Here is a 25,108-nt window from a genome sequence, read left to right on the forward strand (position 1 = left end):
CCAAAATTCATGCGGAATCGAGAAAAAATGAGTGAAAATACCGCCGAGGATACGCTCCCGGAGTGTGGCGTGGCGCGCTTCCTGCTGCTGTTGGATGGCCCGTGGGCCACGCTGATCGTGCGTGAACTGCTGCATGGACCGCATCGTTTTACCGAACTGCGCGAGGCCCTGCCCGGCATCAGCGCCCATACCCTCACCAGCCGCCTGCGCCGCTTCGAGACCCACGGCCTGGTCACCCGCACCGCCTTCGCCGAGACTCCCCCGCGCGTGATCTACGAGCTGACCCCGCTGGGCCATCGGCTGCGCCCGGTGCTAGACCAGATGAACCTCTGGGGCACCGAGGCCCCGCGCACCGCCTTCCCCACGCCGCGGCCGCGCTAGCGCAGCAGCTCGATCGGGCGGATCCGGCTCGCGGTCCATGCGGGGAGGCTCCCGCCGAGCCCACCCAGGAGCAGCCCCGCGGGTACCACCAGCAGTACCAGCGGGGGAAGCAGAATCGTCCAGCCGTTGATCAGGCACGCCGCGGCGCTCGCGCCCGCCCCGAGCAGCAGACCCGCGATAGCCCCGATCCCCCCGAGTAGCGCTGCCTCGCAGAAAAACTGGCCCGCAATCGAGCCGCGCCCAATCCCGAAGGCTCGCTCCACGCCGATCTCGCGATGCCGCTCGCCAATCGCGATCTGCATAGTATTGGCAATCAGGAAGATAGCCACCCCGATCATGACCCAGGTCACCGCGAGAACCAGCCCCAGCGTCTCACCCTCCAACCGGTCGCGCAGCTGCCTCGGGTCCTGCGCCGCCGACAGGCTGACCGCCGCGGAATCGGCGGGCCACAGCGAGCCCGCCACGTATTTCAGCGCGCTTCCCACACGCTCCGTCTGCACCCTCAGTTCCACCACCCGGGTAACCGGTGTCAGCCCCAGAGGACCCAGGGCTCCCGGGGAGATTACCGCGCTGGCGGAGAGTGCGGAGCTCTCGCCGCTCTCCTCAAGCACGGCGGCCACCAGCACCCACGAGCCGTTTATTCGGATCCGGTTATCGCCCGATCGGGCCGATACCCCGAGGTCACGCGCCACCCGCGAGCCCAGAAGGACGGTGGCGGTTGCCGGGTCGGCTGGGAGCGATATGGCACCGTCGAGAATGGCCAGATCGCGTTGCGCGAGGCCCCGTGGCGAGGCCACGGCAATTCCCACGGCAATTCCCTCCGGTCGTGCAACCGAGTCGAGCCTGGCCTTCAGCCCCGAAGCCTCGGCACCGGTCAGGGTTCCGGCGGAGTCCACGCCCTCGATATTCCCGCTATTATTCAGCAGCGGTTCCTCCTCCACCGCCCAGGCCGCCGCCGGCAGAACCGCCTGGACTCGGGTGGTCTCGCCGCCACTAACGGATTCGATAATGGCATCGCTGGAGGCCAGTGAGATCCCCAGCATCGTCACCAAACACGCGGCGCTCAGGGCCACCGCAAAAACCACGAGGGCATTCCGCCGCCAGCGCCCCATCACCCCGCGTAACGCGCGCTCAATCGCGTACATCTTGCGCCCCGATCTCCGCGGTCACGCCGTCCGATACCCGAATTACCCGGTCGCAGGACGCGGCGACCTCCGCCTCATGGGTCACAATCAACACGGCACTGCGCGGCCCCACCGCGGCCAGGATGAGATCCAGGATCGCCCGGCTCGAGGAGCTATCGAGATTTCCGGTGGGCTCATCGCACAGCAGCACGGCTGGTTGCACACACAGAGCCCGCGCAATCGCCACCCGCTGAGCCTCGCCTCCCGAGAGCGTTCCGGGGCGCGCGCGGGTGCGATGGCTGAGGCCCACCCGGCTGAGGACGTCATCGGCGAGGCGCCGGCTCTGCGCCCGCCCCCACCCGCGGGCGCGCGGGGCAAGCTCCACGTTCTGAAGGACACTCAGGTGGGGCACCAGATGAAAGGCCTGAAAGACAAAACCGATCGTCTCCATTCGCAACCGCGCCTGCTCCCGGGCTCCCGCGCGCGATACCTCCCGGCCGCAAAGCTCATAGCTGCCCGCGGACGGCGAGTCCAGCAGTCCAAGGAGCGATAGGAGCGTGGATTTTCCGGCGCCACTCGGCCCGGTCAGGGCCACCGACTCCCCGGGATATACGCGCAGGTTGGCAGAGCGCAGCGCCACGGTAGCGGGTTCGAAGTGGCGGGCGAGTCCCGTCGCGTGGATCAGGGGCGCGGCATCCTCGCCCCGCGCTTGCGTCACCCCGGTGCCTCGGACGCTTCGAGCTCCCCCGAGATGAGGATTTCTGTGCCCGCGCGCAGATCCGCGCCGCTCACCGCGCAATAGCCCTCGGCGCAGATGCCCGGCTCGATCGCCAGGTGCTCCCCCGAGCGTGCACGTAACCACGGGGCCCCTCCCGCGCGGTCTCTGATCGCGGCCCCCTCGATTCGCAGGAACCCCTCGCCCGAGCGCGCCAGAATCACCTCGGCCCGACTCTGCTGCCCGGCCACCGCCGCCACATCCGCCGGGACCAGCAGGGCAAAGCGCGGGCCGCCACCCGTGGCCTCGCCCTCGGCCGCGGCGGGGGGCGCGGAGCCAGGTGGCCCGGATCCTTGCGCGCCCGGCTCGATCGTGGCCGGGAGACGCTCGCCCAGGGTCGCGCTGACCACGCTTCCCGCGAGCGTAAAGGAGACCGCCACGCCGGGTTCCAGACGCCCCGCATCGGCGACCGATACCTCCAATACAAATCCGGGGGCTCCGAACTCCAGGCTGCACAGCTCCGCTTCGGTCTGGGCTCCGAGCGTGCCGCACGGCCCGCCGGAAACGCGCACCGGCAGTTCCGGGACAAACACGGCCATGCCGAGGGGCACCCCCACGGAGCGCCACTCCTCGGCAGAAATCGGCTGGCCGCCCAGGTCGCGAGGCACGATCCGTCGCTCCCGGAGATAGCGGTAGAGGCCCTCGGCGGTGTGCTCCCCGAACTCGCCTGCGGGGTCGGAGATTCGATATCCCGCGCGGCGCAGCACACCCTGAACCTGCGCCACATCGGCCCCCGAGCTGCCCGGTCCAAGCGCTCGATAGTTTGGCACCTCCCCGAGCCATAACAGCACGGGAACCTCATTCACGGTGGTCAATACCTCACCCTCGTTTTCAAGGACGCTGCCCGCGGCGGCCCCCGCCCGTGTGATTACCCCCGCGGGGACCCTCACGGCGAGGGTGGCCCCCGCGGAGACCGTGACGCTACCGCTGATCCTGTCGAGCACGGGGGCATCCGTGAGTTTTCCAAATACCGGCGGCATCGCGGCGGGCGCGGGGGTCGCACTCTCCCGGTTGTGGATCGCAATTCCCAGTGCCAGTCCGCCACACACGGCAAGCATGATGAGCAGTGCGCCGGTCATGCCACACAGGATGATGTGAGAGCGGGCGCTGTCAACCATGCCCGTTGATGATGTTTTGGGCCCGCTCCACGCTGTGCGCGAGTGTCTCTTTTAGGGTCAGGATGCGTTGCTCGTTTTTCTTGAGCCACTCCCCCGCGGTACGCAGATTTGCTTCCCGCACGTTCGCCGCCAGCCCCGAGGAGTCCTGGCAGCGGAAGTCGGTCACCGCGAGCTCCTGCTCCTCGGCGCGTGGCGGCTCACCCAAGGCCCGATAGCGCCCAAATTTCTCACCCGCCAGGGTGTCCGCGTGCAGGCCGTGCACCGCGGAGCCCGCCTGTGCCATGCACCGTTCATAATCGCCAATATATTCCCCCACGCTCGATGAGGCGCCCCCCTCGCGGAGTTGGGCCGTGAGATCGTTGATAAAAAGTTCGATGGCCATCGCGTCCTGAAGGGTGCCGAAGATCTCGCGATCGGAATCCGCAAAACAACCCTCCGCGGCGCGACTAAACACCATTCCCGCGTCGGTCGTGTACTTTTCCACGTCTGTTTTGTCGCCCATCAGGGCGTGAAAATACTCGTTGCGCTGCGGCTCCGGGAGGGCGTCGCCGAAGGCCTGGAACGGCGTGCTGGACTCCTCCTTCAACGTGGTGGAATAGCCACCGCTGCGGGCGCGATCCTCGCTCGCCCAAATCCCCACCGTGGCCCCCTCCTGCGCGCGGGTAGCGCCCTCGACGATCCGCCCAGCCACCACGGGATAGCCCGCGGCGTTGATACATCCCTCGCGCGCAATGGTGCGTGCGAGACCAATATCGGGCGGTAGCTGGGAGAGCTCGGTGGTGGCCGCAGCAACGTCCGGCGGCACCGCGACCTCCGGGGAGCCCGCACACCCCGACAGCAGCACGCCCAAACTCAATATTGCAATCAGCACGCGATACAGCCGTACCGGCGCTTGAACATGACGTTCCATAGAAATCTCCATTCTTCGTAGGACGAATATCTGGCGCTCTTTAGGACGTTCTCATTCCGGCCCGTATGAGGCCGTATTGCCACAGATCCGGGCATCCTGGAACTTCCCCTGTTTCACTTCTTCGGCTGTACTGGAGTTGAGGAATTCTGCACGTATCACCGAAAGCTGGATCTCTTTAGTTCTCCCGGGGAGGAGGGACGGGTTATCGGCGCAGATCGCCGATACGACCCATCCGGCTTCAGCCGGGTTCACGGTACTTCCGGCGGCCAGCTTCTGGCCTAGCCGAGAATCTTCAAGGATACTTACCGATATTTCTGGATCGCGAATGCCCGTTACCTCATCAAGTGATTGCCCAAGCTGCGAACCGAGGATGTTTTTATCCCCCGCTTGTGCTCCACAACCGGATAAGACGCAGGCACAAAGCACAACCACGACTAACCGATGACCCGTTCGAGTTTTCATGGGGCCACGCTATAGGTTCTCCACGAAGAAAAATAGAAAATAATCGTGATCAGGCGGCATATCAGTATGACTGTTCCGGCCAATACTATGGTCAGATATTAGTCTCCTACGTCCGCACTCAACTGACAGAAGCTCACTTATTTGTGTCGTGTAACGCGTGAGGTTGACTGCCGCGGCTCTTAACTCACTACTTCAAGCAACCGCGCTCATAAAAGTTCACGAGGAGAAGAAATCATGACCAATACATGGATGAAGGCAGTTACCGTTTCAGGACTCATCATGGCCTCAACGCTCGGGGGAACACTCGCCGCAAATGCCGTGGGCACGCTCGAGGTATGGGACAGCAGAAATTTCCAGGGCACGGTCCTCGCGGAAGGAATTGGCGAGGTCGTGGATGTGGGGGATAACCGAGCTCAGTCGACAATCAATGGTTCTGTATTTGGATATTCCGCGCGCAATATCGCGGGTCCGAATATCTCGGAAGAAGTTGTCTATTTCCCGTCGGGTACCCAACTCCAGGATGACGGCGCACAAAACAACAAAGTGGACCACTTCGACCGGGTTGGCTAGGCAACAAAAAACGGGCGCTCTCCGTGAGGAGGGCGCCCGTTTTTGGCATGGGGTTACCGGTTATGCGGCAACCACCATCGGAACGATCATCGGGCGGCGACGCAGCGACGTGGCCACCCAGCGACCCATCGTGCGGCGCACGATCTGGTTCAGTGCGTGGGTGTCGCGTACGCCGTTATCGGCGGCCTCGTTAATCGCGGCGACGATCTTCGGCTTGACCTTATCAAAGACGCGGACGTCCTCGGCAAAGCCCTTGGCCTGGATCTGCGGACCGGAGATGATCCGGCCGGTCTTGCCGTCGATGGCCACGAGGATCGAGATGAAACCCTCCTCGCCCAGCACGCGGCGGTCGCGCAGGTCGTCCTCGGTGATCTCGCCGACGGTCTTGCCGTCCACGTAGACAAACTTCAGATCGAGCTGACCCACCTCGCGGGCCACACCATCGCGCAGATCCACAACGATGCCGTCCTGACCGAGGATGGTGTTCTTCTCGGGAACACCGGTCTGGTTGGCGAGCTTGCCATTGGCAAAGAGGTGGCGGTGCTCGCCGTGCACGGGCAGCACGTTCTTGGGCTTGAGGATGTTATAGCAGTAGAGCAGCTCGCCGGCGGAGGCGTGTCCGGAGACGTGCACCTTGGCGTTGCCCTTATGCACCACATTGGCGCCGAGCTTGGTGAGCCCGTCGATGATGCGATACACGGCGTTCTCGTTACCCGGGATCAGGCTCGACGCGAGGATCACGGTATCGCCCTCGCGGGGCTCCACCTGGTGATCCTGGTTGACCATCCGGCTCAGCACGGCCATCGGCTCGCCCTGCGAACCCGTGGACATGAAGACGATCTTATTATCGGGAATGCCCTTGGTCTTCTTGAAGTCCACCAGCACACCCTCGGGGACGTGCAGATAGCCGAGCTCGGCGGCGATGGTCATATTGCGCACCATCGAACGACCCAGCAGGGCCACGCGGCGGCCGTTCTCGTAGGCGGCATCCAGCACCTGCTGCACGCGGTGAACGTGGCTCGAGAAGCTCGCCACGATGACCTGACCCTTGGTCTTGGCCATCACGGAGGACAGAACCGGTCCGATATCGCGCTCGGGCGTGGTGAACCCGGGAACCTCGGCGTTGGTGGAATCGGGCAGGAACAGGTCCACGCCCTCCTCGCCGACGCGGGCAAACGCGCGCAGGTCGGTGATCCGACCGTCCAGGGGCAGCTGATCCATCTTGAAGTCACCCGTGACCAGGGCCGTACCGGCCTCGGTGCGGATGAATACCGCGAGGGCATCCGGGATCGAGTGGTTCACGGCGATGAATTCGAGGTCAAACGGACCAAGCTTCTCGGTATCCCCCTCCTTCACCGTGTGGGTATAGGGCTTAATCCGGTGTTCCTTGAGCTTGGCCTCCACGAGTGCGAGGGTCAGGCCGGAGCCGATCAGCGGAATATCCTGGCGCAGGCGCAGCAGGTAGGGGACGGCGCCGATGTGGTCCTCGTGGCCGTGGGTCAAAACCACGCCCACGATGTCCTGCAGGCGGTCCTTAATCGGTCCAAAATCGGGCAGGATCAGATCAACACCGGGCTGGTGCTCCTCGGGGAAGAGCACACCACAGTCCACGATCAGAATCTTGCCGTCGATTTCGAAGGTCGTCATATTGCGACCAATTTCACCGAGTCCGCCGATCGGGGTAACCCGCAGGGTTCCCTTTTTCAGTTTCGGCGGCATATAGGCGGTGACGGGCATTCGCCCTCCTTATCGTTGAGCGTTCAAAATCCGCTCATTGTGTGTTGCGATGCACAGCAGGCACCATCCGCGGGGAGCGGGACGGGGTGGCGAACCAACCCGAGCCCCTCCTAGCGCGTGGTTCCGTGCACCTTGGGTAGTGCGCCACCGGCCGCAGCATTGCGGTCGGGACGGAAGTTATGCAGGTCGACACCGGGGATGTCTCCGACGAGGGCAAGATCGTCCTCGATTTTGGCGGCCTCGAAGTCCTCGGGGCCCACGAGCGGCAGGCGCACGCGGGCGCTACCGATGCGCCCGAGGCCCTGCAGAATATACTTCACGGCCACCGTGCCGGGAACATGCGTCATGACGGCACGCACGAGCGGCTCGAGGCCCTGGTGGGCGGCCGTGGCGGTGGCCAGGTCGCCGGCGTTGACGGCATCAACGATCTGGCGATACGGGGTGGCGGCGATATTGCCGGTCACGCCGATCAGGCCGGAGGCGCCGATGGACAGGTGCGGGAGTGCGTTGGCGTCGTCTCCCGAGAAATAGAGCAGGTCGGTCTGGTTCAGGACCCGGCTCACCTCGGAGAAATCGCCCTTGGCATCCTTCACGGCGAGAATATTCGGGTGCTTGGCGGCACGCAGAATGGTCTCGTACTGGATGGGAATACCGGTGCGGCCCGGGATATCGTAGAGGATCACGGGCAGATCGGTGGCATCGGCGATCATCCGGAAATGCGTGAGCACTCCCGACTGCGTGGGCTTGTTATAGTACGGCGTGACGATCATGACACCGTCTGCGCCGGCCTTTTCGCTGGCCTTATACAGCTCGATGGCATGGGCGGTCTCATTGGAGCCACCACCCGTGATGATCTTGGCGCGACCGGCCGAGACGGACTTACCCACCTCCACGAGGCGGAGCTTTTCCGGGTCGGTCAGCGTGGAGGTTTCCCCGGTGGTACCGGTGATGACGATGCCGTCGGCACCGGCGGAGATGACATCGTCCATGTGCTTTTCGACGCCCGGCCAATCCACTTCACCATCGGCGGTGAAGGGGGTGACAAGCGCGACAAGGACCTGACCAAAGGGATTCTCGACTGTAGACACGTTTCCACAGTACCGGTTTGTGTGGTCGCTATGCACCTTCATTCGGTGTGTGGTGCACACCGCGGCAGATTAAGACGTGCGCTTTGGCCCGCTCCGTGCGTGCCGAGCGGGGCCCCGAGCGGGACGGCATCTCATGAGCGGCGGAATCTCCGCCCCGCTTCCGGGCCCTTTGCAAAGATCAGGAGCAAAAGACCCCAGAAAACGGTGTCTATTCCGAGTAGCGGCAGCTTTTGTTCCAGGCCCACGTGCCCGTGACCGAGAAATTCGGCAAGCTGAAATATCAGCAGCGGAGCGATCACCAGCGTGGCGAGCAGCCACGCCGGAACCCGGAACCCCGCGCGGTGGGCCCGCCGCCCGCGCCCGGTTTTTAGGGGCATGAGGTGCCCCCGCTCGGGAGTAACGGATAGATCCGCAGGATCGGCGCCCCGGATGCTCCCGAGACAGGCGCCCTCCGTGTGTCTTCGCCCGGATCGATCACGGGCCCGGAATCGGCCCCTCCGGAAGGCCGGGGCAAAAGAATTCGTCTCCGCATTATTTTCCCCTCCCCGAACCCTTCTCCATTTTCCCTAGCGTCGAGTATGCGTTGATCGCCGGGCCCGCGGCATGAGCTCGTCTGCATTCCCAGCCGATAACGAGCCTTGAGGAGGTGTTTTAATAAAGAAAAACCGCCCCGCTCCGGTGCCTGGCACACGGTACGGGACGGTTCTTCACCTCAGATAACTACGGCGAAACGCGGCCGTTTTTATTAAAGGCCTCATAGGTGAGGGGCATCAGCTCGGCGAAGTGGTTCTCCATGAGCTCGGCACACATCTCGATCTCGCGCTGCGGGAACGACGGGAAGTGTGTGCCCTCGCGCTTGGTGCGCAGGCTCAGGAAGTTCATCATCGAGCGCGCGTTGACCGTGACATACATCGAGGAGTACAGGTTCAGCGGCAGCACGATGCGGGCGACCTCGCGGGCCACACCGGCATCCAGCATGCGCTGATAGGACTCATAGGCCGCGATGGACTGCGCCTTGGACTCGGCCTGTACCAGCTCGGTCTGTTCGGGGGTGCCGGGCAGGAAGTTATAGGCTCCGGGCTTACCCTCCTGGATCAGGTTACGCTCGGCCGAGGGCACATAAAACGTGGGGTTGAGCTGACGATAGCGGCCCGATTCCTCGTTATAGCTGGCCATGCGGTGGCGCATGAACTCGCGGAATACAAAGATCGGTGCCTGCACGTAGAAGGTCATCGAGTTGTGCTCAAACGGGGAGCCGTGGCGGTCCCGCATGAGGTAGTTGATGAGTCCGCGGTCGCGGCTCGTGGCCTCGTCGCCGCTCTGGGCGGATTCGAGGGTCTGCTCACCCTGGGTGGACACCCGGGCCGCAAACAGGACATCGGAATCGCTGGCGCTTGCGCGGACCAGCTCCACCGTCATTTCGCTTCGGAATTCAATCTCTGACACGCTCTCACCCTATCCCACGGGGCGAGTGGATCGGGTCCGGGGACGCGCCGGGAGGAGCAATCCCGGGCGGCAATCCACGCCCCGAAAATCCGCGCGTCGCGGCGGAAAATCCGCGGTAGCTGTGTTCTTGTGGGGGCGAACCGGATAGGCTCAAATAAATATTCGGAGTTCGCGGCTTCACCCTCCCGGTGGAGCGTGTCCGGTCTCTTAATCCGCACCACTTTCTTGGAGGAATCCCCATGTCAGTAACCAGCGAAGCAACCACCGTCTGGACCGGATCGCTCTTCGAGGGCTCCGGCACCGTTAACCTCGACTCGTCCTCCGCCGCCAATCTGGCCGTGAACTGGAAGGCCCGCTCGGAGGGTTCCGACCGCGTCACCACCCCCGAGGAGCTCCTGGGTGCCGCCCACGCCTCGTGCTTCTCGATGGCCTTCTCCAATGCCCTCACCGAGGCCGGCCACACCCCCGAGCGCCTGCACGTCACCGCCGCCGTGACCTTCATCCCCGGCACCGGCATCACCGGCAGCCACCTGCTGGTCAACGCCACGGTCCCCGGCATCTCCACCGAAGACTTCGACCGCATCGCGGGCGAGGCCAAGGTGGGTTGCCCCGTCTCGCAGGCCCTCGCGGGCGTCCAGATCACCCTCGAGGCGAGCCTGGCCTAGCGAGAACTCGCACGGGCGGAATCGATCATATGCTGATCCTGCTGACGGGGGCCTCCGGGCTCATCGGTTCCGCCCTGCGCGCCCGCCTGGAGGCCGAGGGGCACACCCTGCGGCTCCTGGTGCGGCGCGAACCGCAATCCCCCAATGAGCTGCGCTGGGACCCGGCCGCCGGCCGTATTCCCGCGGGCGCCCTCGACGGCGTGGACGCCGTGATTAATCTTTCCGGCGCGAGCATCGGCAAGCTCCCCTGGACCTCCGCGTATCGCCGCGAACTGCTCCGCTCGCGCCTGGACTGCACCCGCACCGTGGTGGGGGCCATCCGCGCCGCCGCGATTCCCCCGCGCATCCTGATCAACGCCTCCGCCTCGGGCTTCTACGGTTCCCGCCCGGGCGAGGACCTGGACGAGTCCAGCACCGCGGGCGCGGGTTTCCTCGCCGACCTCACCCGGCGCTGGGAGGCGGCCGCCCTCGAGGCCGCCGATAGCTGCGTGGTGGTACTCGCCCGCACCGGGATCGTCCTCGACCCCGCGGGGGCCATCGGCCCGATGATCGCGCTGACCCGGCTCGGCCTGGGTGGCCCGCTGGGCGGCGGCAAAAACTATTGGCCGTGGGTGGCACTCGAGGACGAGGTGGCTGCGCTGGTGTTTCTGCTGGACTCGGCGGTCACCGGTCCCGTGAATATTGTGGCCCCCACCCCCAGCACCGCCGGGGACATCGGCCGCGCCCTCGCCTCCGAACTAAAACGACCGTATTGGTTACCCGCCCCCGGGTTTGCGATTCGGGCGCTGCTGCGCGATGCCGCCGAGGATCTGATCCTGGTGGATCAGCGCATCTCCCCGGAGGTCCTGCTCGCGGAGGGTTTCGTTTTTACCCATCCCACGGTTCCCGAGGCGCTGCACACGGCGCTCGGGCGCGCGCGGCACGGCTAACCGATCAGGCCCAGCTCCAGCGCGAGCGTCACGGCCCGCGTGCGATCACCCACGCCCAGTTTCTCAAAGCTGCGCACCAGGTGGGTCTTTACGGTGGCCTCGGTCACGCCCAGGGTCAGGGCGATCTGGCCATTGGTGCGGCCCGCCGCGACCAGCGTCAGCACCTCGCGTTCGCGCGGAGTCAGCATCACCCGGGGCCCGCGCGGGGCCCGCACGCGCGCCACCAGCGATGCCGCGATCTCGGGGGCCAGCACGGTTTTCCCCACGCTCACGGCGCGCACCCCCGCGAGAATCTCCTCCTCCGGTGCCGCCTTCAGCAGATAGCCGGAGGCTCCCGCCTCAATCGCGTCCAGGATCGCGTCATCGCTCTCATAGGTGGTGAGGATCAGCACGCGCACCTCGGGATACCGCTCGCGGATGCCCGCGGTGGCCTGCACCCCGTCTCCCCCGGGCATGCGCAGATCCATAAGCACCACATCCGCGGCGGTATGGGCCAAAAATTCCAGCGCCGCGGGGCCACTTCCGGCGTCCCCCACCACACACAGATCGGGTGCGTCCTCGAGGGTTGCCGCGATGCCCGCGCGCACGATCGGGTGATCGTCCACCACCAGGATTCGGATTTTAGGTTCGGTCATGATTATTCCTCGGTGCGCTCGGGGGCAGGATCACGGTCAGCCGTGCGCCGCCGCGGGTTCCGGGCTCCAGCGCCACGCTGCCCCCTGCCTCCGCGAGGCGCTCGGCCAGGCCGGCCAGCCCAAACTGGCCGCCCGTCGCCGGGGAGGCGGAGCCCGGACCGCGCCCGTTATCGGTGATCCGCAGCCGGCTGCCCGCGGAATCGGTGATCAGTTCCACGCCGGCGTCGGTGGCGTGGGCGTGTTTACGAATATTGGCCAAGCCCTCCTGCACGCAGCGCAGCAGGATCACCTCGGCGGCGCGCGAGAGTGTGCTGTCCTCCGCGACCCGGATCCGCACGGCGATCCCGGTCTCGCGCCCAAACCGCTCACAGAACCGGGTGAGGGTATCGGACAGGGTTGACCCCTCCAGCGAGGAGGCGGCGGCCACCAGCGCGCGGGTCTCGGCGAGCGCCTCGGCGGCGCTGGTCTCGATCAGGCGCACGGTATCGGTCAGGCCGGCGGCCCCGGTCTCCGCCTGGCGCAGGGCGCGCCGGGAGAGCATCACCACCCCGGTCAGGGTTTGAGCCACGGTATCGTGCAGGTCCCGCGAGAGCCGCCCGCGCTCCTGCACCGCCCCCACGTCCCGGTTCAGCGCGGCGATCTGTGCCTCGCGGCTGCGCAGCTCGGCCACCAGGTGCGCATTTTCCTGGCCGATCTCCTGGATGCGGCTGATCCACAGGCCCATCGCAATCGCAAAAATGAGCGAGATCACCGCGACCACGAGAATCGTGGGGACCCAGTGCGGATCCTGCTGCCCCAGAATCGAGCCGGCGGTCATCGTGAGCACCCCCAGCGTGCTGAGCGTGATGCCCGCGCCGCGGGTGCGCGTGCTGGACCACCACAGCGGATGCAGCAATACCTGGGCGCACAGCATATTGGGGTTCAAAAAGGCGAGGACCCCGCCCACCGGGATCAGCAGATACGGGGCCAGCCTATACGCGGCCTCCTGGGCCATCATCCGGCGGCCCCACAGCACATAAAAGAGCGGGATACAGGCGAGCATCGCCAGCATCAGGGCGATCCGGGTCGGCGCGGGCAGCAGCGCGGTACCCGCGCCGGCATCGGTCAGGATGCCCATCAGCGCGAGGCCCGTGCAGCCGCCCGCAATCGCGAGGGTCCAGCCCGAAATCCGTGTCATAGCGTCCAGTCTGGCACAGCGCGCTAGCGCAGGCTGCGCCCGATCCGCCAGCTCGCGAGGCCGAGGAAGACCACGCCCAGCACGATCAGATAGGTCACGATCAGGCCCGGCGTGAGGCTCAGATCCCCCAGGCTCGCGGTGATGCCAAAATACTCCCCGATCTCGGCTCCCGCACCCGGCGTGGAATCGGTCAGCGTGGCGAGGGTATTCTCGGTGAGCGGGCCGCGCATCAGGGTCGCGGCCTGCGCAAACGGCAGCGCGGTCATCACGTTTCCCACGGCCGCGGGCAGGGCCCCAAACGGCACATAGGCGCCGGCGAGGAAACCGGAGATCGTGCCCACGAGCGTGGACAGCGCGGAGAAGGCTCCCTCCGAGGAGATCAGGCTCGCGATAAACGCCGAGAGGGCCGAGAAGGAGGCGCAGCACAGCAGGGTGATCCCCACCGCGCTCAGCAGCTGCGGCGCGTTCATGCCCCCGCCGCTGAGCAGCAGATAGGCCTGGGCGATCGCGAGGATCAGCAACGAAATTATGGCCGAGATCACGAAGGCGGAGAGCAGATAGCCCAGCGTGAGGTGGGTGCGGCGCAGCGGGGAGATCAGGAAGTCGTCAAAGCGATGCGAGACCCGGTCCTCGATAAATACCGAGGTGGCCCCGAGGCTGGTTGTCAGGGTCGTGATCATCACCACACCGGCAAAAACCCAGGAGCGCATAAACAGGTCGATATCGGCGGCCTGTGCGCCGGGGAGCCGATCGGTGAGGCTCGCGGAAATCTGCGCGCCCAGGAAAAACACGTAGAGCAGCACCAGGATGATCGCGGCGAGCAGCGAAAAAAACACCCGCATCCGCTCGCGGAAGAAGGCCCGCAGATTGCGGTGGGTCAGGGTGAGTACGGCGTTCATGCCACACGCTCCTCGGGGGTGGTTTCGGCGGCGGAAAACGCCTCCCCGGTCACGGCGAGGAATACATCGTCCATCGTTCCGTGCCGGAATTCAAAATCGGTCAGGGTGGGGCGGTGCGCCCGGATCAGGTCAAGCGCCGTCCCGGAATCCGGGGTGTGGATCAGCAGCCGCGCCCCCTCCTCGTGCACCGGGATGCCCGCGGCCGCGCAGGCTGCACGCAGCCCGGCGGGATCGGTGCAGCTCACGGTGAGCAGGCTTGAGCTATAGCGTTCGCGCAGGTCGGCGGCGCTGCCGCGCACCGCGAGTGTGCCGGCGCGGATGATCAGGACGTCATCGGCCCGCTCGGTCTCCGCCAGATAATGGGTGGTCAGCAACACGGTGATGCCGCGCGCGGCGCGCAGCGCATGGATGGCCTCCCAGACCTTCTCCCGGCTTCCGGGGTCCAGGCCCGTGGTGGGCTCATCAAGAAAAAGAATCTGCGGGTCGTGCACCAGCGCGCGGGCGATATCGGCGCGGCGGCGCTGCCCGCCCGAGAGGGTGCCATAGCGGCGGTCCACCACCTCGGCGAGGCCAATCAACTCCACCAGCTCGGTGATCTTTGCGCGGATCTGCGCGGAGCTCAGGCCATAGATGCGGGCGCGGGTGGCGAGGTTTTCGCGCACGCTCAGCCGCGGGTCGAGGACCGAGTTTTGGAAGACCACGCCGATTCCGCGGCGAATGCGCTCATTGCCGGCCGCGGAGCCGACCCGCTCCCCGAGCACGTTGATCTCGCCCGAGTCAAAATCGAGCAGCGTGGTGATGCAGGAGATGGTGGTGGATTTCCCGGCCCCGTTGGTGCCCAGAAACGCGCAGAGGCTGCCCGAGGCCACCTCAAATCCGAGGTTGGAGACCGCGGGTACACCGCGATAGGTTTTAGTGAGATTTCGCACGGAAATCGCGGGGAGTGAGGTCATACCCCCATCCTCGCGCGGCGGGCGTGCCCCCCACCAGCGTCCGATTCACGGACGCGCCGTCAACCGATCGGTTGACTAGGAGCCCCCGGGGCTGCCCTCCAGGCGGATGGCCTGCCGGATCGCATGCCGGGCGCGCGTGCGGTCCCCCGCGGCGTCATACACAATCCCGAGCCGATACCAGGCCACCCAGTCCTCGGGTGCGCGCTCCACGGCGCTGCGATAGGCGGGGAAGAGCTCGTCCACGGCGGCACGGTCGCGGCGGCCGCTCGGGGATACCGGGACCTCCTCCTCGGGCAGCAGGCCCACACCCTCCAGGCGTGCACCGAGGCGCGAGGCGGCGGAGCCAAAGCGCAGCTCGCGGACGAGTGCCCAAATCCCGCCCAGCACCAGGACCACCAGGGCCACACCAATCGTGATGGCCAGCGGGTCTCCCGTGGCCACCGCGATCAGTGCCTTCTGGCTGACCAAAAACAGGCAGATGACCATCAGAATGGTGATCAGAATCACGCCGAAGCGGGTGCGCATTATTCGCCCAGGCCGAGGTTGATGACGTTTTCCAGGCCCACCACGAGGCCCGTGATCTCCCGGGCACGGCCCAGCGCCAGCCGGATTCCCGGCTCATAGGCCCCCTGGTCGATCGTGTCGTGGGTGATGGTCAGGGTCTCGCCCGGGCCGCCCAGGATCACGCTCTGCTGGGCCACGATTCCGCGCATGCGCAGGCTATGCACCGGGATACCGGCGATCAGTTCGCCGCGCGCACGCTGATCGGCATGCGGGGCCTCCACCGGGCCGAGCCCCGAGCGGGCGCGATCGATCTGCTCGGCCGTGCGCACCGCGGTGCCGCTCGGGGAATCGATCTTGGTGGAGGCATGGGCCTCGATGATCTCAATCGACTCATAAAAGCGCGAGGCGATACTTGCGAGGGTGGTGCCCAGCACCGAACCCACGGAAAAATTAGGGATGACCAGCACGCCGCGGCCCTCGGGGATCGAGCGTCCCAGCGCGGCGAGGCGCTCGGCCGACCACCCGGATGTGCCCACCAGAACATTGGCACCGGTGCCGAGGGCGTGGGCCACGATCTCGGCACTCGCGGAGGGATTACTCACGTCGACCACCAGATCGGCGCCGTTCATCTCCTCCAGCGCGCTGCGCGAGCCGAGGCGCGAATGCACCTCATAATCGGCGCTCTCCTCGATCAGGCGGCAAAATAGCCGCCCCATCTTGCCACTTGCTCCTACGACCGCAACGCTGATTGACATGTGCTCTAATCTACCAACTCCCGGGTGGCAGCCCGCGCCGGAAGCGCATAGAATTCCGCACGTGCACACCTTTAAGACCGTTTCCCCCGCGGACCCCGCGGCGAGCGAACTCCTGGACGAGTATTTTGCCGAACGAGCCGAGGGCTTTCCCGGCGGCGGCTATCTGGTTAATCGCCCCGATCCGGCACGATTTCTGCCGCCCCGCGGCGCGTTTATCCTGCTGGTCGAGGGACAGCGGGTGCTCGGCTGCGGCGGGGTGCGCGATCTGGGTGCCGGCAGCTTCGAGATTAAGCACGTCTATCTGCGGCCCGAGACGCGCGGGCGCGGCCTGGGCCGGGAACTGCTCGGCCGCCTGGAGCACGAGGCACGCGCGCTGGGCGCCACGGGCCTCGTGCTGGATACCAATGCGAGCCTCGCGGCGGCCGGCGGCCTCTACCGGGCCAGCGGCTATGCCGAGATTAAGCCGTATAACGATAATCCCAACGCCACCCACTGGTTTGGCAAGACGCTCGGATAGCGCGCCTTCGCGCGCCTAGACCGGCAGCGGGTCCGGGAGGCCCGTGCGCAATTCCATCGGCAGGTGCGCGAGGTCGTTATGGGTGAGTAGGTTCCACGGGCGGCCCGGCTTGCGGTGGATGATGGTCAGGCCACAATTGGCCTGATCCATGGCCATCCAGCGCCAATCGGGGGCTCCCAGCACCTCGCGCACAAACCAGGCGATTACGAAGTTATGGCTGATGATGAGGTCGTGGCGATCCCCGCTGCGCGGCGCGAGAAACTCGGCCACCGCATCGGTCATCTGCGCAGCCCCGGCCTCGGTCTCGGCCTCGGTGACCGCACCAAAAAACGGCTCATAGGCCGAGGGGGTCTCCGGGGTTTTGCCGGTGGGAACGCAGTCAAAGAGCAGGGCCGAGGGCTCCAGCTCGATCGACGGCAGCTTCTCCGCGATGATCGTGGCGGTCTCGGCCGCGCGCTGCAGCGGGGAGTGATAGGCGGCGGTCAGCGGCAGCCCGCTCAGGCGCTCGGCAATGAGCGTGGCCTGGCGGCGTCCCCGCGGCGAGAGCGGCCCATCGGGCAACCCGTGTTCGGCATCCTGCTGTTCCCCGTGCCGAACCAAATATAAAAACTGGCTCATGATTAGTTCTTTCCCTCAGGGCTTTCTCCGAAGCCGGCAAAGATATTTTCCTCGATGGCGCCCACGGCGGTGATCGTGAGCGGGCGCGCCGCGAGGTCGCGGGCGAGATCCCGCACGTCCTCCGCGGTGACCGCGGACAGGCGTGCGAGCGTGGCGTCGAGGTCGAGGAACTCGCCCACCAGGAGGTCGGCGCGGCCCAGCCGCGACATGCGCGCATCCGAGTCTTCCAGGGCGAGCGCAGAGGCACCTGAGAGCTGGCCCAGGGCGCGCGACATTTCCTCCTCGGTTACGCCGTCCTCGGCGAGCAGGCGCAGCTCCGCGAGCATCAGATCGGCGACCTCGCGGGTCTTGGCCGGGGTGCACGCGGCGCCCAACCCAAAAACCCCGGTATCGGAATAGGACGTGGAGAAGGAGTAGACCGAATAGGCCAGGCCACGCTTTTCCCGGATCTCCTGGAAGAGCCGCGAGCTCATGCCGCCGCCAAGAATGGAGTTCAGTACGCTCATCACAAGCCAACGCTCATCGCGCATCGCGATTCCGGCGCCGCCGATCAGCAGGTGCACCTGTTCGATGGGCCGGTATTCCACAAATACGTCCGTGGCGCGCGTGGTTTCCACCGCGACCAGCGAGCGTCGGGCCACGGGCTCGGAGCGCACGCTCAGGTCCCAGCCGGCGGCCTCGAGGGCAGCGCTGACATCCGCGACCAGGGAATCGTGATCGATCGCGCCGGCCGCGGAGATCACCACATCCTCGGGGCGATAGTTTCGGCGATAGTGCTCCAGGACTGCCTCGCGCGTGCACGCGTTGATGGTATCCGGGGTGCCGCCAATCGCGCGGGCCAGCGGGTGCTCGCCCAGCACGGCCTCAAAGAAGCGCTCCCAGACGGCGGTACCCGGATCGTCCTCGCGCATCGCGAGCTCCTCGAGGATGACGCCGCGTTCGCGCTCAAACTCCTCGGGGTCCAGCTCTGAGGACGCGATCATATCGGCGAGGACCGTGGTGGCCATCGAGACGTCCTCGTCCCGAACCCGCGCGTAATAGCAGGTATATTCCTTGGCGGTGAGGGCGTTATGCTCTCCGCCCACGGAATCAAAGGCGATCGCGATATCGAGCGCGCTGCGCGTGGGCGTGCCCTTAAACAGCAGGTGCTCCAGGAAGTGCGTGGAGCCAAAGCCCGAGGCACCCGCCGAGAGGTCCTGCGCGAGTTCATCGCGCGAGCCCACCCCCACCCAAAAACCCAGGGTGGCGCTGCTGCTCGCGGGCATGGCCTCGCTGAGAATCCGCAGCCCATTGGGCAATACGGTGCGCCGAATGAGGGACCCTGCCGAGGTCTCAAAGGTCATTTCGGGCTGGGACAGCGGGAACTCAGTGGCTGAAGTCATCATGCAACAGCCTAGACCGGGGCGCGGACATTACGTGCGCTAGCCGCGGCGCGGGGGTAAATCCTCCGGGTGTCGCACTACCCCGTTAGGAGTGCCATACCCGCTCCAACTCGGCGCGTTGGGTGCGGCTCAGGGTGATTCCGGGAGCCGCCACGAGGGCATCCACCTGATCGGGATTATTGGCGCTGACCACCGGCGCGGTGACCCCGGGGCGCGAGAGCACCCAGGCCAGCGCGATTGTGGTGATGGTAACGGAGTGTTCCGCGGCGATGCGATCCAGCACCTGCAGCACCCGCAGGCCCTGCCGATTTACCAGGCTCGATACGCGGGAACCGCGTGCGGAGGCGCTGAGCGTGGCGCGCGAACGATATTTGCCGCTCAAAAACCCGTTTTCGAGCGTGAGATAGGGCATAACCGCGAGCCCCTGCCCGCGGCTCACGAGCTCCAGCATGCCCTCATAGGTGCTGCGATGCAGGAGGCTATAGTGGGTGCCGATCGCCGAGAAGCGCGGATAGCCCGAGGCCGCGAGGATGCGTGCCTGGACGAGGCGCTCGGGCCGGAACGCGGAGGCGCCCAGATAGCGCACCTTGCCGGTTTCGATGAGCCATTCGGCGGTGCCCAGATAGTCCTCGATGGGGATACGCGGATCGTCGTCGTGGAAATAGAGCACGTCGATATGGTCGGTCTGCAGGCGTTCCAGGCTGGCCTCCACCGCGCGCACCATGCTCACCGAGCCGAGCCCGGGATTATCGGGGTGGCGGCCGATCTTGGTGGCGATTACGGTGCTATCGCGATTGCCGCGCCGCGACATCCAGCTGCCGATGAAGTGTTCGCTGCGTCCGGCCGAATAGCTATCGGCGGTATCGATGAAGTTTCCACCCGCCTCGGCGTAGCGGTCCAGGATCTTTTCACAATCGGAGGACTGCGCGGTCCAGCCAAAAACGCTCGTGCCGAGGGAGATGGGGAAGACCGAGAGTTCGGTGCCGCCGAGTGGGCGGCGAATGCCGGTACCCACCCCGGGGGTGCCCGGCAGGATATCGATCGGGGTGGAGGGGTGCAGGCCCGGGAGCGTGAGCGGGATCGAGTCGACACTCATGTCGGTCGAGCGCTTCGCCATAATGTCACATCCCCGGTATCCCCGTGGGCAGTGGCGCCGGGTTCCTCCCCCGCTAGCCGTGCCCTCTGACCGTAGCTTATGTCAGGTCCCCCGTTTTACGGGGCAATATTGCCCCCCGAGTCGCCGCCAATAATAACAATTTGGATACGCACTGTGATGGGAAGCCGTGGCGCCGCGATCCGCGCCATTGCGGGCGTCATCCGTTTGGGGGGCACTCCCCCGCGCCCGCGGAGCCGGGGCAGGACTCCCCCAGCGCGCCGGCCGGGACCAGCGCGTCGATCACGGGGGCGAGGGCCGCGTTCAGCGCCCGGACCTGCTCCACGCTGAGGCGATCAAAGAGCACACGACGCACCTCCTCGACGTGGCCGGGCGCGCTGGCCTCAAGCTTCCGCAGGCCCGCGGCGGTAAGGGTGGCGAGGGTGGCGCGGCGATCGGAGGGGACCCTGGCGCGCGAGATCCATCCCTCCCGCTCGAGCCGGGTTGCTGCATGGGACAGGCGCGAGAGCGAGCCATTGGTCACGAGCGCGAGGGCGCTCATCGGCCGGGTGTGATCGGGGGCCTCGGAGAGCATCGCGAGCACATAATATTCAAACCGGGTGAGGCCGGAATCGGCCCGCAGCTGGGCGTCCACCGAGGCGGGCAAAAACTCCGCCACGGCCTGGAGGCGCTTCCAGAGAATCAACTCGCCATCGTCGAGCCAGCGCGTGGTATCCATAAACCCAGCCTAGCCGATATCTTTGAATCATCAATACTTGCGCGTTCAAGCTTTTCTGTCTACGCTGATCAACGCCCCGGATCTGCCGGGAGCCCGTTTCCAAGGAGCACCACCGCCGTGTTTATCGCCCTGATCATCCTGAACTCCCTCCTCGCGCTCGTATTTATCGGAAGCGGCGGAATGAAAACATTTGCGCCGATCCCGATGCTCGCCGCGCGCGGCATGAACTTTGTGAACCACTATCCGGCCGCGGCGGTGCGCCTAATCGGTGCGGCCGAGGTCCTGGGTGGGCTCGGCCTGCTCCTGCCGCTGCTGACCGGAATCGCCCCGCTGCTCACGCCCATTGCCGCGATCGGCCTGGCGATCATCATGGCAGGTGCGATCTGGGAGCATGCCCGGCACCGCGAGAGCATCGTCCCGGTGCTGGCACTCACCGTGCTCAGCGCCGCGAGCGCGGTTCTTGGTTTCCTCTGGATCGCGGGCTAGCCCAGATAAGGGGTGGGGCCCGGCCGGGCCCCACCCGCGGATCGCGCTAGCGGTTCAGCGGAGACATATCGGGATAGCGGTCCCCGACCGGCGCGGCCACCGCGTCCAGCTGCGCACGCTGCGCGGGGCTCAGGACCAGCCCGGCCGCGGCCACATTCTGTTCCAGATAGCTCACGCGCTTGGTACCCGGAATCGGCATAATATCCTCGCCGCGCGAGAGCAGCCAGGCCAGGGCCACCTGGCCGGGCAGCGCGCCCACCTCGCGGGCCACGGCATCCACCTGCTCCACGATGCGAATATTGGCCTCCAGGCTATCGCCGGCAAAACGCGGGTTAAAGCGGCGGAAGTCGTTTTCGTCCAGATCGGAGAGCGAGCGGATGGTTCCCGTAAGGAAGCCCCGCCCGAGCGGCGAATAGGGCACAAAACCGATACCCAGCTCGCGGACCGTGGGCAGGATCTCCGCCTCGGGATCGCGCGACCACAGCGAGTATTCGGTCTGCACCGCTGTAATCGGGTGCACGGCGTGCGCGCGCCGAATGGTCGCGGGGGCGGCCTCGGATAGGCCCAGGTGGCGCACCTTGCCGGCGGTCACCAGCTCGGCCATCGCGCCCACGGTATCCTCGATCGGGACCGCGGGATCCACGCGGTGCAGATAATAAAGATCCACATACTCGGTGCCGAGGCGCCGCAGCGATCCCTCGATCGAGCGGCGCACATTCTCGGGTGTGCCATCAAAACGACGCTCCCCCTCCGCCGCCGTGGCAATGCCAAATTTGGTGGCGATCCGCACGTCCTCACGGCGGCCGGCGAGCGCACGCCCGAGCAGTTCCTCATTGCTATGCGGCCCGTATATCTCGGCGGTATCCAGCAGGGTGACACCGAGCTCAATCGCGCGGTGGATCGTGCGGATCGACTCGGCGTCATCGCTGCCGGCACCGGTATAAAACGCCGACATTCCCATGCAGCCCAGGCCCAGCCGCGATACGGTCAGCCCCTCGCCCGTGCGGCCAAAAAATCCGAGTGTGGTGGTGTTCATAATGATGCGACCTTTCGTGAATACTCCGCAATCTTGTAGGTGATTGCGTCGAGGCTCGACTGAGTCTCCTCCAGCTGGGCGATAACACGCATCCGATGGGCCTCCAGGAGCGCCAGGCGCTCGGGGTTGGTCCGCTCGCCGAGGCGGGCGAGCCGGGTATATTCGCGGATATCCGCGATTCCCATGCCCGTGCGGCGCAGCCGGGTTATGAAGTTCACCCAACCCACGTCGCGTGCGCCGTAGACGCGGCGATCCGAGCCCGTGCGCCCCACCGGTGCCACGAGGAGTTGCTCGCGCTCGTAATAGCGCAGGGTGTCCACGGAGACGCCGGTCTCGCGCGCCATCTGCGAGATCGAGAGTGCGGTATGTTTATCGCTCATATCGGCAACGATAGACCCTGGAGCGCACTCCAGGTCAAGCGCGTTTTACCGCGCCGCGCGGAAGACTCCGAGCGCACGCAACACCCGATATTTTTCGGCCGGGCAGGCAAAAACCGCCCGCCCCGGAATCCGGGACGGGCGGTTAGTGCTGCGGGAGACTAGTCTTCCGCGGGGGCCTCGGCTGCCTCATCGGCATCCTCGGCCACAACCGGGGCGAGCGAAAGCTTGCCGCGGTCGTCAATCTTGGTGATCTCCACGAGGACCTTCTGGCCCACGCCGAGGATATCCTCGACGTTCTCCACGCGCTTGCCACCGGCAAGCTTGCGCACCTCGGAGATGTGCAGCAGTCCGTCCTTGCCGGGCAGCAGCGATACAAACGCACCAAATGCGGCGATCTTCACGACGGTTCCGAGGAACTGCTCGCCGATCTCCGGGTTGGTGGGGTTGGCAATCGCGTTCACCTGGGCGCGTGCGGCCTCGGCCGAGGGACCATCAACGGCACCGATATACACGGTTCCGTCTTCCTCGATCGAGATATCCGCACCGGTCTCGTCCTGGATCGCGTTGATCGTCTTGCCCTTGGGGCCGATCAGCTCGCCGATCTTATCCACGGGGATGTTCACGCTGATCACGCGGGGCGCGGTCGGAGCCATCTCATCGGGGGCGTCGATCGCGGCGTTGATCACGTCGAGGATCTTGGTGCGGGCATCCTTGGCCTGCGAGAGCGCGGCGGTCAGCACGGAGGCGGGGAGGCCGTCGAGCTTGGTGTCGAGCTGGATCGCGGTGATGAACTCGGAGGTTCCGGCGACCTTGAAGTCCATATCGCCCAGTGCGTCCTCGGCACCGAGGATATCGGTCAGGGCCGCATAGCGGGTCTGGCCGTCTACCTCATCCGAGACCAGGCCCATGGCGATACCGGCCACGGGTGCGCGCAGCGGCACACCGGCGTTCAGCAGCGACAGGGTCGAGGCACAGACCGAACCCATCGAGGTGGATCCGTTGGAGCTGAGCGCCTCGGATACCTGACGGATGGCATAGGGGAATTCCTCGCGGCTGGGCAGCACGGGAACGAGGGCGCGCTCGGCGAGGAAACCGTGACCGATTTCGCGACGCTTCGGGCTACCCACGCGACCGGTCTCACCGGTGGAATAGGGCGGGAAGTTGTAGTGGTGCAGGTAACGCTTGCTCTTGATCGGGCTCAGCGAGTCGATCTGCTGCTCCATCTTGAGCATGTTCAGCGTGGTGACACCCAGGATCTGGGTCTCTCCGCGCTGGAAGATTGCGGAACCGTGTACGCGCGGGATGACCTGAACCTCGGCGTCGAGCGCGCGGATATCCGCGGCCCCACGACCATCGATACGGACACCATCGCGCAGGATGCGGCCACGGACGACGTCCTTGGTCACGGCCTTATACGCGGCGGAGAACTGGGTGAGAACGATGTCCTCGACCTCGCCGGCCTCAACCTTGGCGGCCACGGCCTCCTTCACGCGGTCCTTGAGGGCGTCATCGGCGTCCTGGCGCTCGACCTTATCCGCGATCTGGTAGACGGCAGTGAGCTCCTCGAGTGCAAGGGCGGAAACTACGGCCTTGCCCTCCTCGGAATAGGGCAGGAATACCGGGTAGTCGGCGATTTCCTTGGCTGCCTGAGCGGCGAGCGAGGCCTGGGCCTCCACGAGCTGCTTGATGAAGGGCTTGGAGGCCTCAAGACCTGCGGCGACCACGGCCTCATTGGGCTTGGTGGCACCACCCTTGATGAGGTTCCAGCTGTTCTCGGTAGCCTCGGCCTCCACCATCATGATGGCGACGTCCTGGTTACCGGCGGCATCGGTCACAACACGACCGGCGACGGTGAGGTCAAATACGGCGTCCTCAACCTGCGCGGCGGTCGGGAAGACAACCCACTGGTCATCGGCGCTGTTCACGCCGGGGATCAGGGCCAGGCGCACACCGGCGATGGGGCCGGAGAAGGGCAGACCGGAGATCTGGGTGGATGCGGACGCGGCGTTGATGGCCAGGGCGTCATAGAACTCGCCCGGGGCAATCGAGAGGACCGTGATGACGATCTGGACCTCGTTGCGCAGGCCGGTGGTGAAGCTCGGGCGCAGGGGGCGGTCGATCAGGCGGCAGACCAGGATGGCCTCGGTCGAGGGGCGACCCTCGCGACGGAAGAACGAGCCGGGGATCTTACCGGCGGCGTAGCTACGCTCCTCGACATCTACCGTGAGCGGGAAGAAGTCGAAGTTTTCCTTGGGGTGCTTGCTCGCGCTCGTGGCGGACAGCAGCATGGTTTCTTCGTCGAGGTAGGCGGCAACGGCACCCTGTGCCTGCTGGGCGAGACGGCCGGCTTCAAACCGGACGGTGCGCTTTCCATACTTGCCGTTGTCGAGGACAGCCTCGGCGAACTTGATTTCGGGACCTTCCACAGGTCTACTCCATTCGTGCAAGAGCGCGCGCCCAGCACTCGGCGGGGCGCGACTCGATTGGACACCACGAAGGCAGAGGGCGGTACTTGCTCAGGCCACGAAACAGATGCGGCCTGGCTGATCTCCAGTAGAAAGTCACCCTGCAGACCCGTTGCCTGAGAGGAACCTACCACCGAGGACCAGCTTCCTGCCGGACTCCCTGCGCGGTATTTCGCGGAGCCTCCCGGGGGAAGCTCCGTTAACCACCCTAGCAGAGCATGGGCCGCCCGCCCGGGATTGGGGGCGCAACCGGCACGGAGAATG

At 65.9% G+C, this 25,108-nt stretch carries 28 protein-coding genes; 6 read left to right on the forward strand and 22 right to left on the reverse strand.

Annotated features, from left to right (window positions below; all coding sequences use genetic code 11):
• Positions 1-27: 27 nt before the first annotated feature.
• On the forward strand, positions 28-381 hold the full coding sequence (locus KXZ72_RS04995; RefSeq protein WP_226082636.1) for a winged helix-turn-helix transcriptional regulator: 354 nt from the start codon (positions 28-30) through the stop codon (positions 379-381).
• Here the strand turns inward: KXZ72_RS04995 and KXZ72_RS05000 are convergent.
• From KXZ72_RS05000 to KXZ72_RS05020, 5 genes are read right to left on the reverse strand one after another with little or no spacing between them, the layout of a single operon-like run.
• Positions 378-1,526 (reverse strand): ABC transporter permease, encoded by a 1,149-nt coding sequence (locus KXZ72_RS05000; protein WP_226082637.1) that lies wholly within the window; start codon positions 1,524-1,526, stop codon positions 378-380. The two genes, KXZ72_RS04995 and KXZ72_RS05000, sit on opposite strands and share 4 nt — an antisense overlap.
• Entirely contained in the window at positions 1,513-2,223 is a 711-nt protein-coding gene (locus KXZ72_RS05005; protein ID WP_226082638.1) for an ABC transporter ATP-binding protein, read from the reverse strand. Before KXZ72_RS05005 ends, KXZ72_RS05000 begins: the two co-directional genes overlap by 14 nt.
• Positions 2,220-3,359: a peptidoglycan-binding domain-containing protein gene (locus KXZ72_RS05010; RefSeq protein ID WP_226082639.1), complete on the reverse strand. Its 1,140-nt coding sequence runs from the start codon at positions 3,357-3,359 to the stop codon at positions 2,220-2,222. The genes KXZ72_RS05005 and KXZ72_RS05010 overlap by 4 nt, the downstream gene beginning before the upstream one ends.
• 31 nt (positions 3,360-3,390) lie before the next feature.
• The gene (locus KXZ72_RS05015) at positions 3,391-4,308 is read right to left on the reverse strand and encodes a hypothetical protein (RefSeq protein ID WP_226082640.1); all 918 of its coding nucleotides are present in this window, start codon (positions 4,306-4,308) and stop codon (positions 3,391-3,393) included.
• A 51-nt stretch (positions 4,309-4,359) separates the two neighbouring features.
• Positions 4,360-4,770 carry a hypothetical protein gene (locus KXZ72_RS05020; RefSeq protein ID WP_226082641.1) on the reverse strand — a complete coding sequence of 137 codons (411 nt, stop codon included), beginning with the start codon at positions 4,768-4,770 and terminating at the stop codon, positions 4,360-4,362.
• 234 nt (positions 4,771-5,004) lie between these two features.
• On the opposite strand from KXZ72_RS05020, the gene KXZ72_RS05025 reads away from it, so the two are divergent.
• A complete protein-coding gene (locus KXZ72_RS05025; protein ID WP_226082642.1) occupies positions 5,005-5,340 on the forward strand; it encodes a hypothetical protein in 336 nt (111 codons plus the stop codon).
• A gap of 60 nt (positions 5,341-5,400) precedes the next feature.
• Here KXZ72_RS05025 and KXZ72_RS05030 read toward each other — a convergent pair whose 3' ends face one another.
• The 4 genes from KXZ72_RS05030 to thyX form a co-directional block, all read right to left on the reverse strand.
• Positions 5,401-7,077 (reverse strand): ribonuclease J, encoded by a 1,677-nt coding sequence (locus KXZ72_RS05030; protein ID WP_226082643.1) that lies wholly within the window; start codon positions 7,075-7,077, stop codon positions 5,401-5,403.
• 110 nt (positions 7,078-7,187) lie between these two features.
• Positions 7,188-8,207, reverse strand: coding sequence for a 4-hydroxy-tetrahydrodipicolinate synthase (gene dapA, locus KXZ72_RS05035; protein ID WP_404823667.1), 1,020 nt, complete (start codon positions 8,205-8,207; stop codon positions 7,188-7,190).
• An 89-nt stretch (positions 8,208-8,296) separates the two neighbouring features.
• Positions 8,297-8,542, reverse strand: coding sequence for a hypothetical protein (locus KXZ72_RS05040; protein ID WP_226082645.1), 246 nt, complete (start codon positions 8,540-8,542; stop codon positions 8,297-8,299).
• A gap of 343 nt (positions 8,543-8,885) precedes the next feature.
• The gene (gene thyX, locus KXZ72_RS05045) at positions 8,886-9,584 is read right to left on the reverse strand and encodes an FAD-dependent thymidylate synthase (protein ID WP_226083436.1); all 699 of its coding nucleotides are present in this window, start codon (positions 9,582-9,584) and stop codon (positions 8,886-8,888) included.
• Between the two features lie 266 nt (positions 9,585-9,850).
• On the opposite strand from thyX, the gene KXZ72_RS05050 reads away from it, so the two are divergent.
• Positions 9,851-10,276, forward strand: coding sequence for an OsmC family peroxiredoxin (locus tag KXZ72_RS05050; protein ID WP_226082646.1), 426 nt, complete (start codon positions 9,851-9,853; stop codon positions 10,274-10,276).
• A 29-nt stretch (positions 10,277-10,305) separates the two neighbouring features.
• Complete coding sequence (locus KXZ72_RS05055; RefSeq protein ID WP_226082647.1) at positions 10,306-11,205, forward strand: TIGR01777 family oxidoreductase; 900 nt, start codon at positions 10,306-10,308, stop codon at positions 11,203-11,205.
• On the opposite strand, the gene KXZ72_RS05060 is transcribed toward KXZ72_RS05055, so the two are convergent.
• The 6 genes from KXZ72_RS05060 to dapB form a co-directional block, all read right to left on the reverse strand.
• Complete coding sequence (locus KXZ72_RS05060; RefSeq protein ID WP_226082648.1) at positions 11,202-11,840, reverse strand: response regulator; 639 nt, start codon at positions 11,838-11,840, stop codon at positions 11,202-11,204. The two genes, KXZ72_RS05055 and KXZ72_RS05060, sit on opposite strands and share 4 nt — an antisense overlap.
• A complete protein-coding gene (locus tag KXZ72_RS05065; protein WP_226082649.1) occupies positions 11,827-13,017 on the reverse strand; it encodes a sensor histidine kinase in 1,191 nt (396 codons plus the stop codon). Before KXZ72_RS05065 ends, KXZ72_RS05060 begins: the two co-directional genes overlap by 14 nt.
• Positions 13,018-13,040: 23 nt before the next feature.
• Positions 13,041-13,916, reverse strand: a complete 876-nt coding sequence (locus KXZ72_RS05070; protein WP_226082650.1) for an ABC transporter permease — start codon at positions 13,914-13,916, stop codon at positions 13,041-13,043.
• Complete coding sequence (locus KXZ72_RS05075; protein ID WP_226082651.1) at positions 13,913-14,869, reverse strand: ABC transporter ATP-binding protein; 957 nt, start codon at positions 14,867-14,869, stop codon at positions 13,913-13,915. The genes KXZ72_RS05070 and KXZ72_RS05075 overlap by 4 nt, the downstream gene beginning before the upstream one ends.
• A gap of 75 nt (positions 14,870-14,944) precedes the next feature.
• The gene (locus KXZ72_RS05080) at positions 14,945-15,394 is read right to left on the reverse strand and encodes a tetratricopeptide repeat protein (protein ID WP_226082652.1); all 450 of its coding nucleotides are present in this window, start codon (positions 15,392-15,394) and stop codon (positions 14,945-14,947) included.
• Entirely contained in the window at positions 15,394-16,128 is a 735-nt protein-coding gene (dapB, locus tag KXZ72_RS05085) for a 4-hydroxy-tetrahydrodipicolinate reductase (RefSeq protein WP_226082653.1), read from the reverse strand. The genes KXZ72_RS05080 and dapB overlap by 1 nt, the downstream gene beginning before the upstream one ends.
• A gap of 61 nt (positions 16,129-16,189) precedes the next feature.
• On the opposite strand from dapB, the gene KXZ72_RS05090 reads away from it, so the two are divergent.
• Positions 16,190-16,645, forward strand: a complete 456-nt coding sequence (locus KXZ72_RS05090; protein ID WP_226082654.1) for a GNAT family N-acetyltransferase — start codon at positions 16,190-16,192, stop codon at positions 16,643-16,645.
• Between the two features lie 15 nt (positions 16,646-16,660).
• Here the strand turns inward: KXZ72_RS05090 and KXZ72_RS05095 are convergent, their stop codons facing one another.
• The 4 genes from KXZ72_RS05095 to KXZ72_RS05110 all read right to left on the reverse strand — a co-directional run bounded on the left by KXZ72_RS05095 (position 16,661) and on the right by KXZ72_RS05110 (position 20,477).
• The gene (locus KXZ72_RS05095) at positions 16,661-17,263 is read right to left on the reverse strand and encodes a histidine phosphatase family protein (RefSeq protein ID WP_226082655.1); all 603 of its coding nucleotides are present in this window, start codon (positions 17,261-17,263) and stop codon (positions 16,661-16,663) included.
• Between the two features lie 2 nt (positions 17,264-17,265).
• Positions 17,266-18,645 (reverse strand): M16 family metallopeptidase, encoded by a 1,380-nt coding sequence (locus KXZ72_RS05100; RefSeq protein WP_226083437.1) that lies wholly within the window; start codon positions 18,643-18,645, stop codon positions 17,266-17,268.
• 85 nt (positions 18,646-18,730) lie between these two features.
• Positions 18,731-19,741, reverse strand: a complete 1,011-nt coding sequence (locus tag KXZ72_RS05105) for an aldo/keto reductase (RefSeq protein ID WP_226082656.1) — start codon at positions 19,739-19,741, stop codon at positions 18,731-18,733.
• Between the two features lie 217 nt (positions 19,742-19,958).
• The gene (locus tag KXZ72_RS05110) at positions 19,959-20,477 is read right to left on the reverse strand and encodes a MarR family winged helix-turn-helix transcriptional regulator (protein ID WP_226082657.1); all 519 of its coding nucleotides are present in this window, start codon (positions 20,475-20,477) and stop codon (positions 19,959-19,961) included.
• Between the two features lie 117 nt (positions 20,478-20,594).
• On the opposite strand from KXZ72_RS05110, the gene KXZ72_RS05115 reads away from it, so the two are divergent.
• Positions 20,595-20,963 (forward strand): DoxX family protein, encoded by a 369-nt coding sequence (locus KXZ72_RS05115; RefSeq protein ID WP_226082658.1) that lies wholly within the window; start codon positions 20,595-20,597, stop codon positions 20,961-20,963.
• 46 nt (positions 20,964-21,009) lie between these two features.
• On the opposite strand, the gene KXZ72_RS05120 is transcribed toward KXZ72_RS05115, so the two are convergent.
• The 3 genes from KXZ72_RS05120 to KXZ72_RS05130 all read right to left on the reverse strand — a co-directional run bounded on the left by KXZ72_RS05120 (position 21,010) and on the right by KXZ72_RS05130 (position 24,805).
• Complete coding sequence (locus tag KXZ72_RS05120) at positions 21,010-21,999, reverse strand: aldo/keto reductase (RefSeq protein ID WP_226082659.1); 990 nt, start codon at positions 21,997-21,999, stop codon at positions 21,010-21,012.
• A complete protein-coding gene (locus KXZ72_RS05125; protein WP_226082660.1) occupies positions 21,996-22,379 on the reverse strand; it encodes a MerR family transcriptional regulator in 384 nt (127 codons plus the stop codon). Before KXZ72_RS05125 ends, KXZ72_RS05120 begins: the two co-directional genes overlap by 4 nt.
• A gap of 158 nt (positions 22,380-22,537) precedes the next feature.
• Positions 22,538-24,805, reverse strand: a complete 2,268-nt coding sequence (locus KXZ72_RS05130; RefSeq protein ID WP_226082661.1) for a polyribonucleotide nucleotidyltransferase — start codon at positions 24,803-24,805, stop codon at positions 22,538-22,540.
• Positions 24,806-25,108: the final 303 nt, after the last annotated feature.

It is taken from the genome of Mycetocola spongiae, assembly GCF_020424085.1.
In the GTDB taxonomy this organism is placed as follows: Bacteria; Actinomycetota; Actinomycetes; order Actinomycetales; family Microbacteriaceae; genus Mycetocola; species Mycetocola spongiae.

Excerpts from the sequence above, each read along its gene's own strand:
- KXZ72_RS05120 (WP_226082659.1), bottom strand. The coding sequence starts at position 21,999 with ATGAACACCACCACACTCGGATTTTTTGGCCGCACGGGCGAGGGGCTG.
- KXZ72_RS05095 (WP_226082655.1), bottom strand. The coding sequence starts at position 17,263 with ATGAGCCAGTTTTTATATTTGGTTCGGCACGGGGAACAGCAGGATGCC.
- KXZ72_RS05065 (WP_226082649.1), bottom strand. The coding sequence starts at position 13,017 with ATGACACGGATTTCGGGCTGGACCCTCGCGATTGCGGGCGGCTGCACG.
- KXZ72_RS05105 (WP_226082656.1), bottom strand. The coding sequence starts at position 19,741 with ATGAGTGTCGACTCGATCCCGCTCACGCTCCCGGGCCTGCACCCCTCC.
- KXZ72_RS05075 (WP_226082651.1), bottom strand. The coding sequence starts at position 14,869 with ATGACCTCACTCCCCGCGATTTCCGTGCGAAATCTCACTAAAACCTAT.
- KXZ72_RS05020 (WP_226082641.1), bottom strand. The coding sequence starts at position 4,770 with ATGAAAACTCGAACGGGTCATCGGTTAGTCGTGGTTGTGCTTTGTGCC.
- dapB (WP_226082653.1), bottom strand. The coding sequence starts at position 16,128 with ATGTCAATCAGCGTTGCGGTCGTAGGAGCAAGTGGCAAGATGGGGCGG.
- KXZ72_RS05060 (WP_226082648.1), bottom strand. The coding sequence starts at position 11,840 with ATGACCGAACCTAAAATCCGAATCCTGGTGGTGGACGATCACCCGATC.
- KXZ72_RS05050 (WP_226082646.1), top strand. The coding sequence starts at position 9,851 with ATGTCAGTAACCAGCGAAGCAACCACCGTCTGGACCGGATCGCTCTTC.
- KXZ72_RS05125 (WP_226082660.1), bottom strand. The coding sequence starts at position 22,379 with ATGAGCGATAAACATACCGCACTCTCGATCTCGCAGATGGCGCGCGAG.
- dapA (WP_404823667.1), bottom strand. The coding sequence starts at position 8,207 with ATGAAGGTGCATAGCGACCACACAAACCGGTACTGTGGAAACGTGTCT.
- thyX (WP_226083436.1), bottom strand. The coding sequence starts at position 9,584 with ATGACGGTGGAGCTGGTCCGCGCAAGCGCCAGCGATTCCGATGTCCTG.
- KXZ72_RS05040 (WP_226082645.1), bottom strand. The coding sequence starts at position 8,542 with ATGCCCCTAAAAACCGGGCGCGGGCGGCGGGCCCACCGCGCGGGGTTC.
- KXZ72_RS05030 (WP_226082643.1), bottom strand. The coding sequence starts at position 7,077 with ATGCCCGTCACCGCCTATATGCCGCCGAAACTGAAAAAGGGAACCCTG.
- KXZ72_RS05000 (WP_226082637.1), bottom strand. The coding sequence starts at position 1,526 with ATGTACGCGATTGAGCGCGCGTTACGCGGGGTGATGGGGCGCTGGCGG.
- KXZ72_RS05100 (WP_226083437.1), bottom strand. The coding sequence starts at position 18,645 with ATGACTTCAGCCACTGAGTTCCCGCTGTCCCAGCCCGAAATGACCTTT.
- KXZ72_RS05070 (WP_226082650.1), bottom strand. The coding sequence starts at position 13,916 with ATGAACGCCGTACTCACCCTGACCCACCGCAATCTGCGGGCCTTCTTC.
- KXZ72_RS05010 (WP_226082639.1), bottom strand. The coding sequence starts at position 3,359 with ATGACCGGCGCACTGCTCATCATGCTTGCCGTGTGTGGCGGACTGGCA.
- KXZ72_RS05110 (WP_226082657.1), bottom strand. The coding sequence starts at position 20,477 with ATGGATACCACGCGCTGGCTCGACGATGGCGAGTTGATTCTCTGGAAG.
- KXZ72_RS05025 (WP_226082642.1), top strand. The coding sequence starts at position 5,005 with ATGACCAATACATGGATGAAGGCAGTTACCGTTTCAGGACTCATCATG.
- KXZ72_RS05080 (WP_226082652.1), bottom strand. The coding sequence starts at position 15,394 with ATGCGCACCCGCTTCGGCGTGATTCTGATCACCATTCTGATGGTCATC.
- KXZ72_RS05055 (WP_226082647.1), top strand. The coding sequence starts at position 10,306 with ATGCTGATCCTGCTGACGGGGGCCTCCGGGCTCATCGGTTCCGCCCTG.
- KXZ72_RS05015 (WP_226082640.1), bottom strand. The coding sequence starts at position 4,308 with ATGGAACGTCATGTTCAAGCGCCGGTACGGCTGTATCGCGTGCTGATT.
- KXZ72_RS04995 (WP_226082636.1), top strand. The coding sequence starts at position 28 with ATGAGTGAAAATACCGCCGAGGATACGCTCCCGGAGTGTGGCGTGGCG.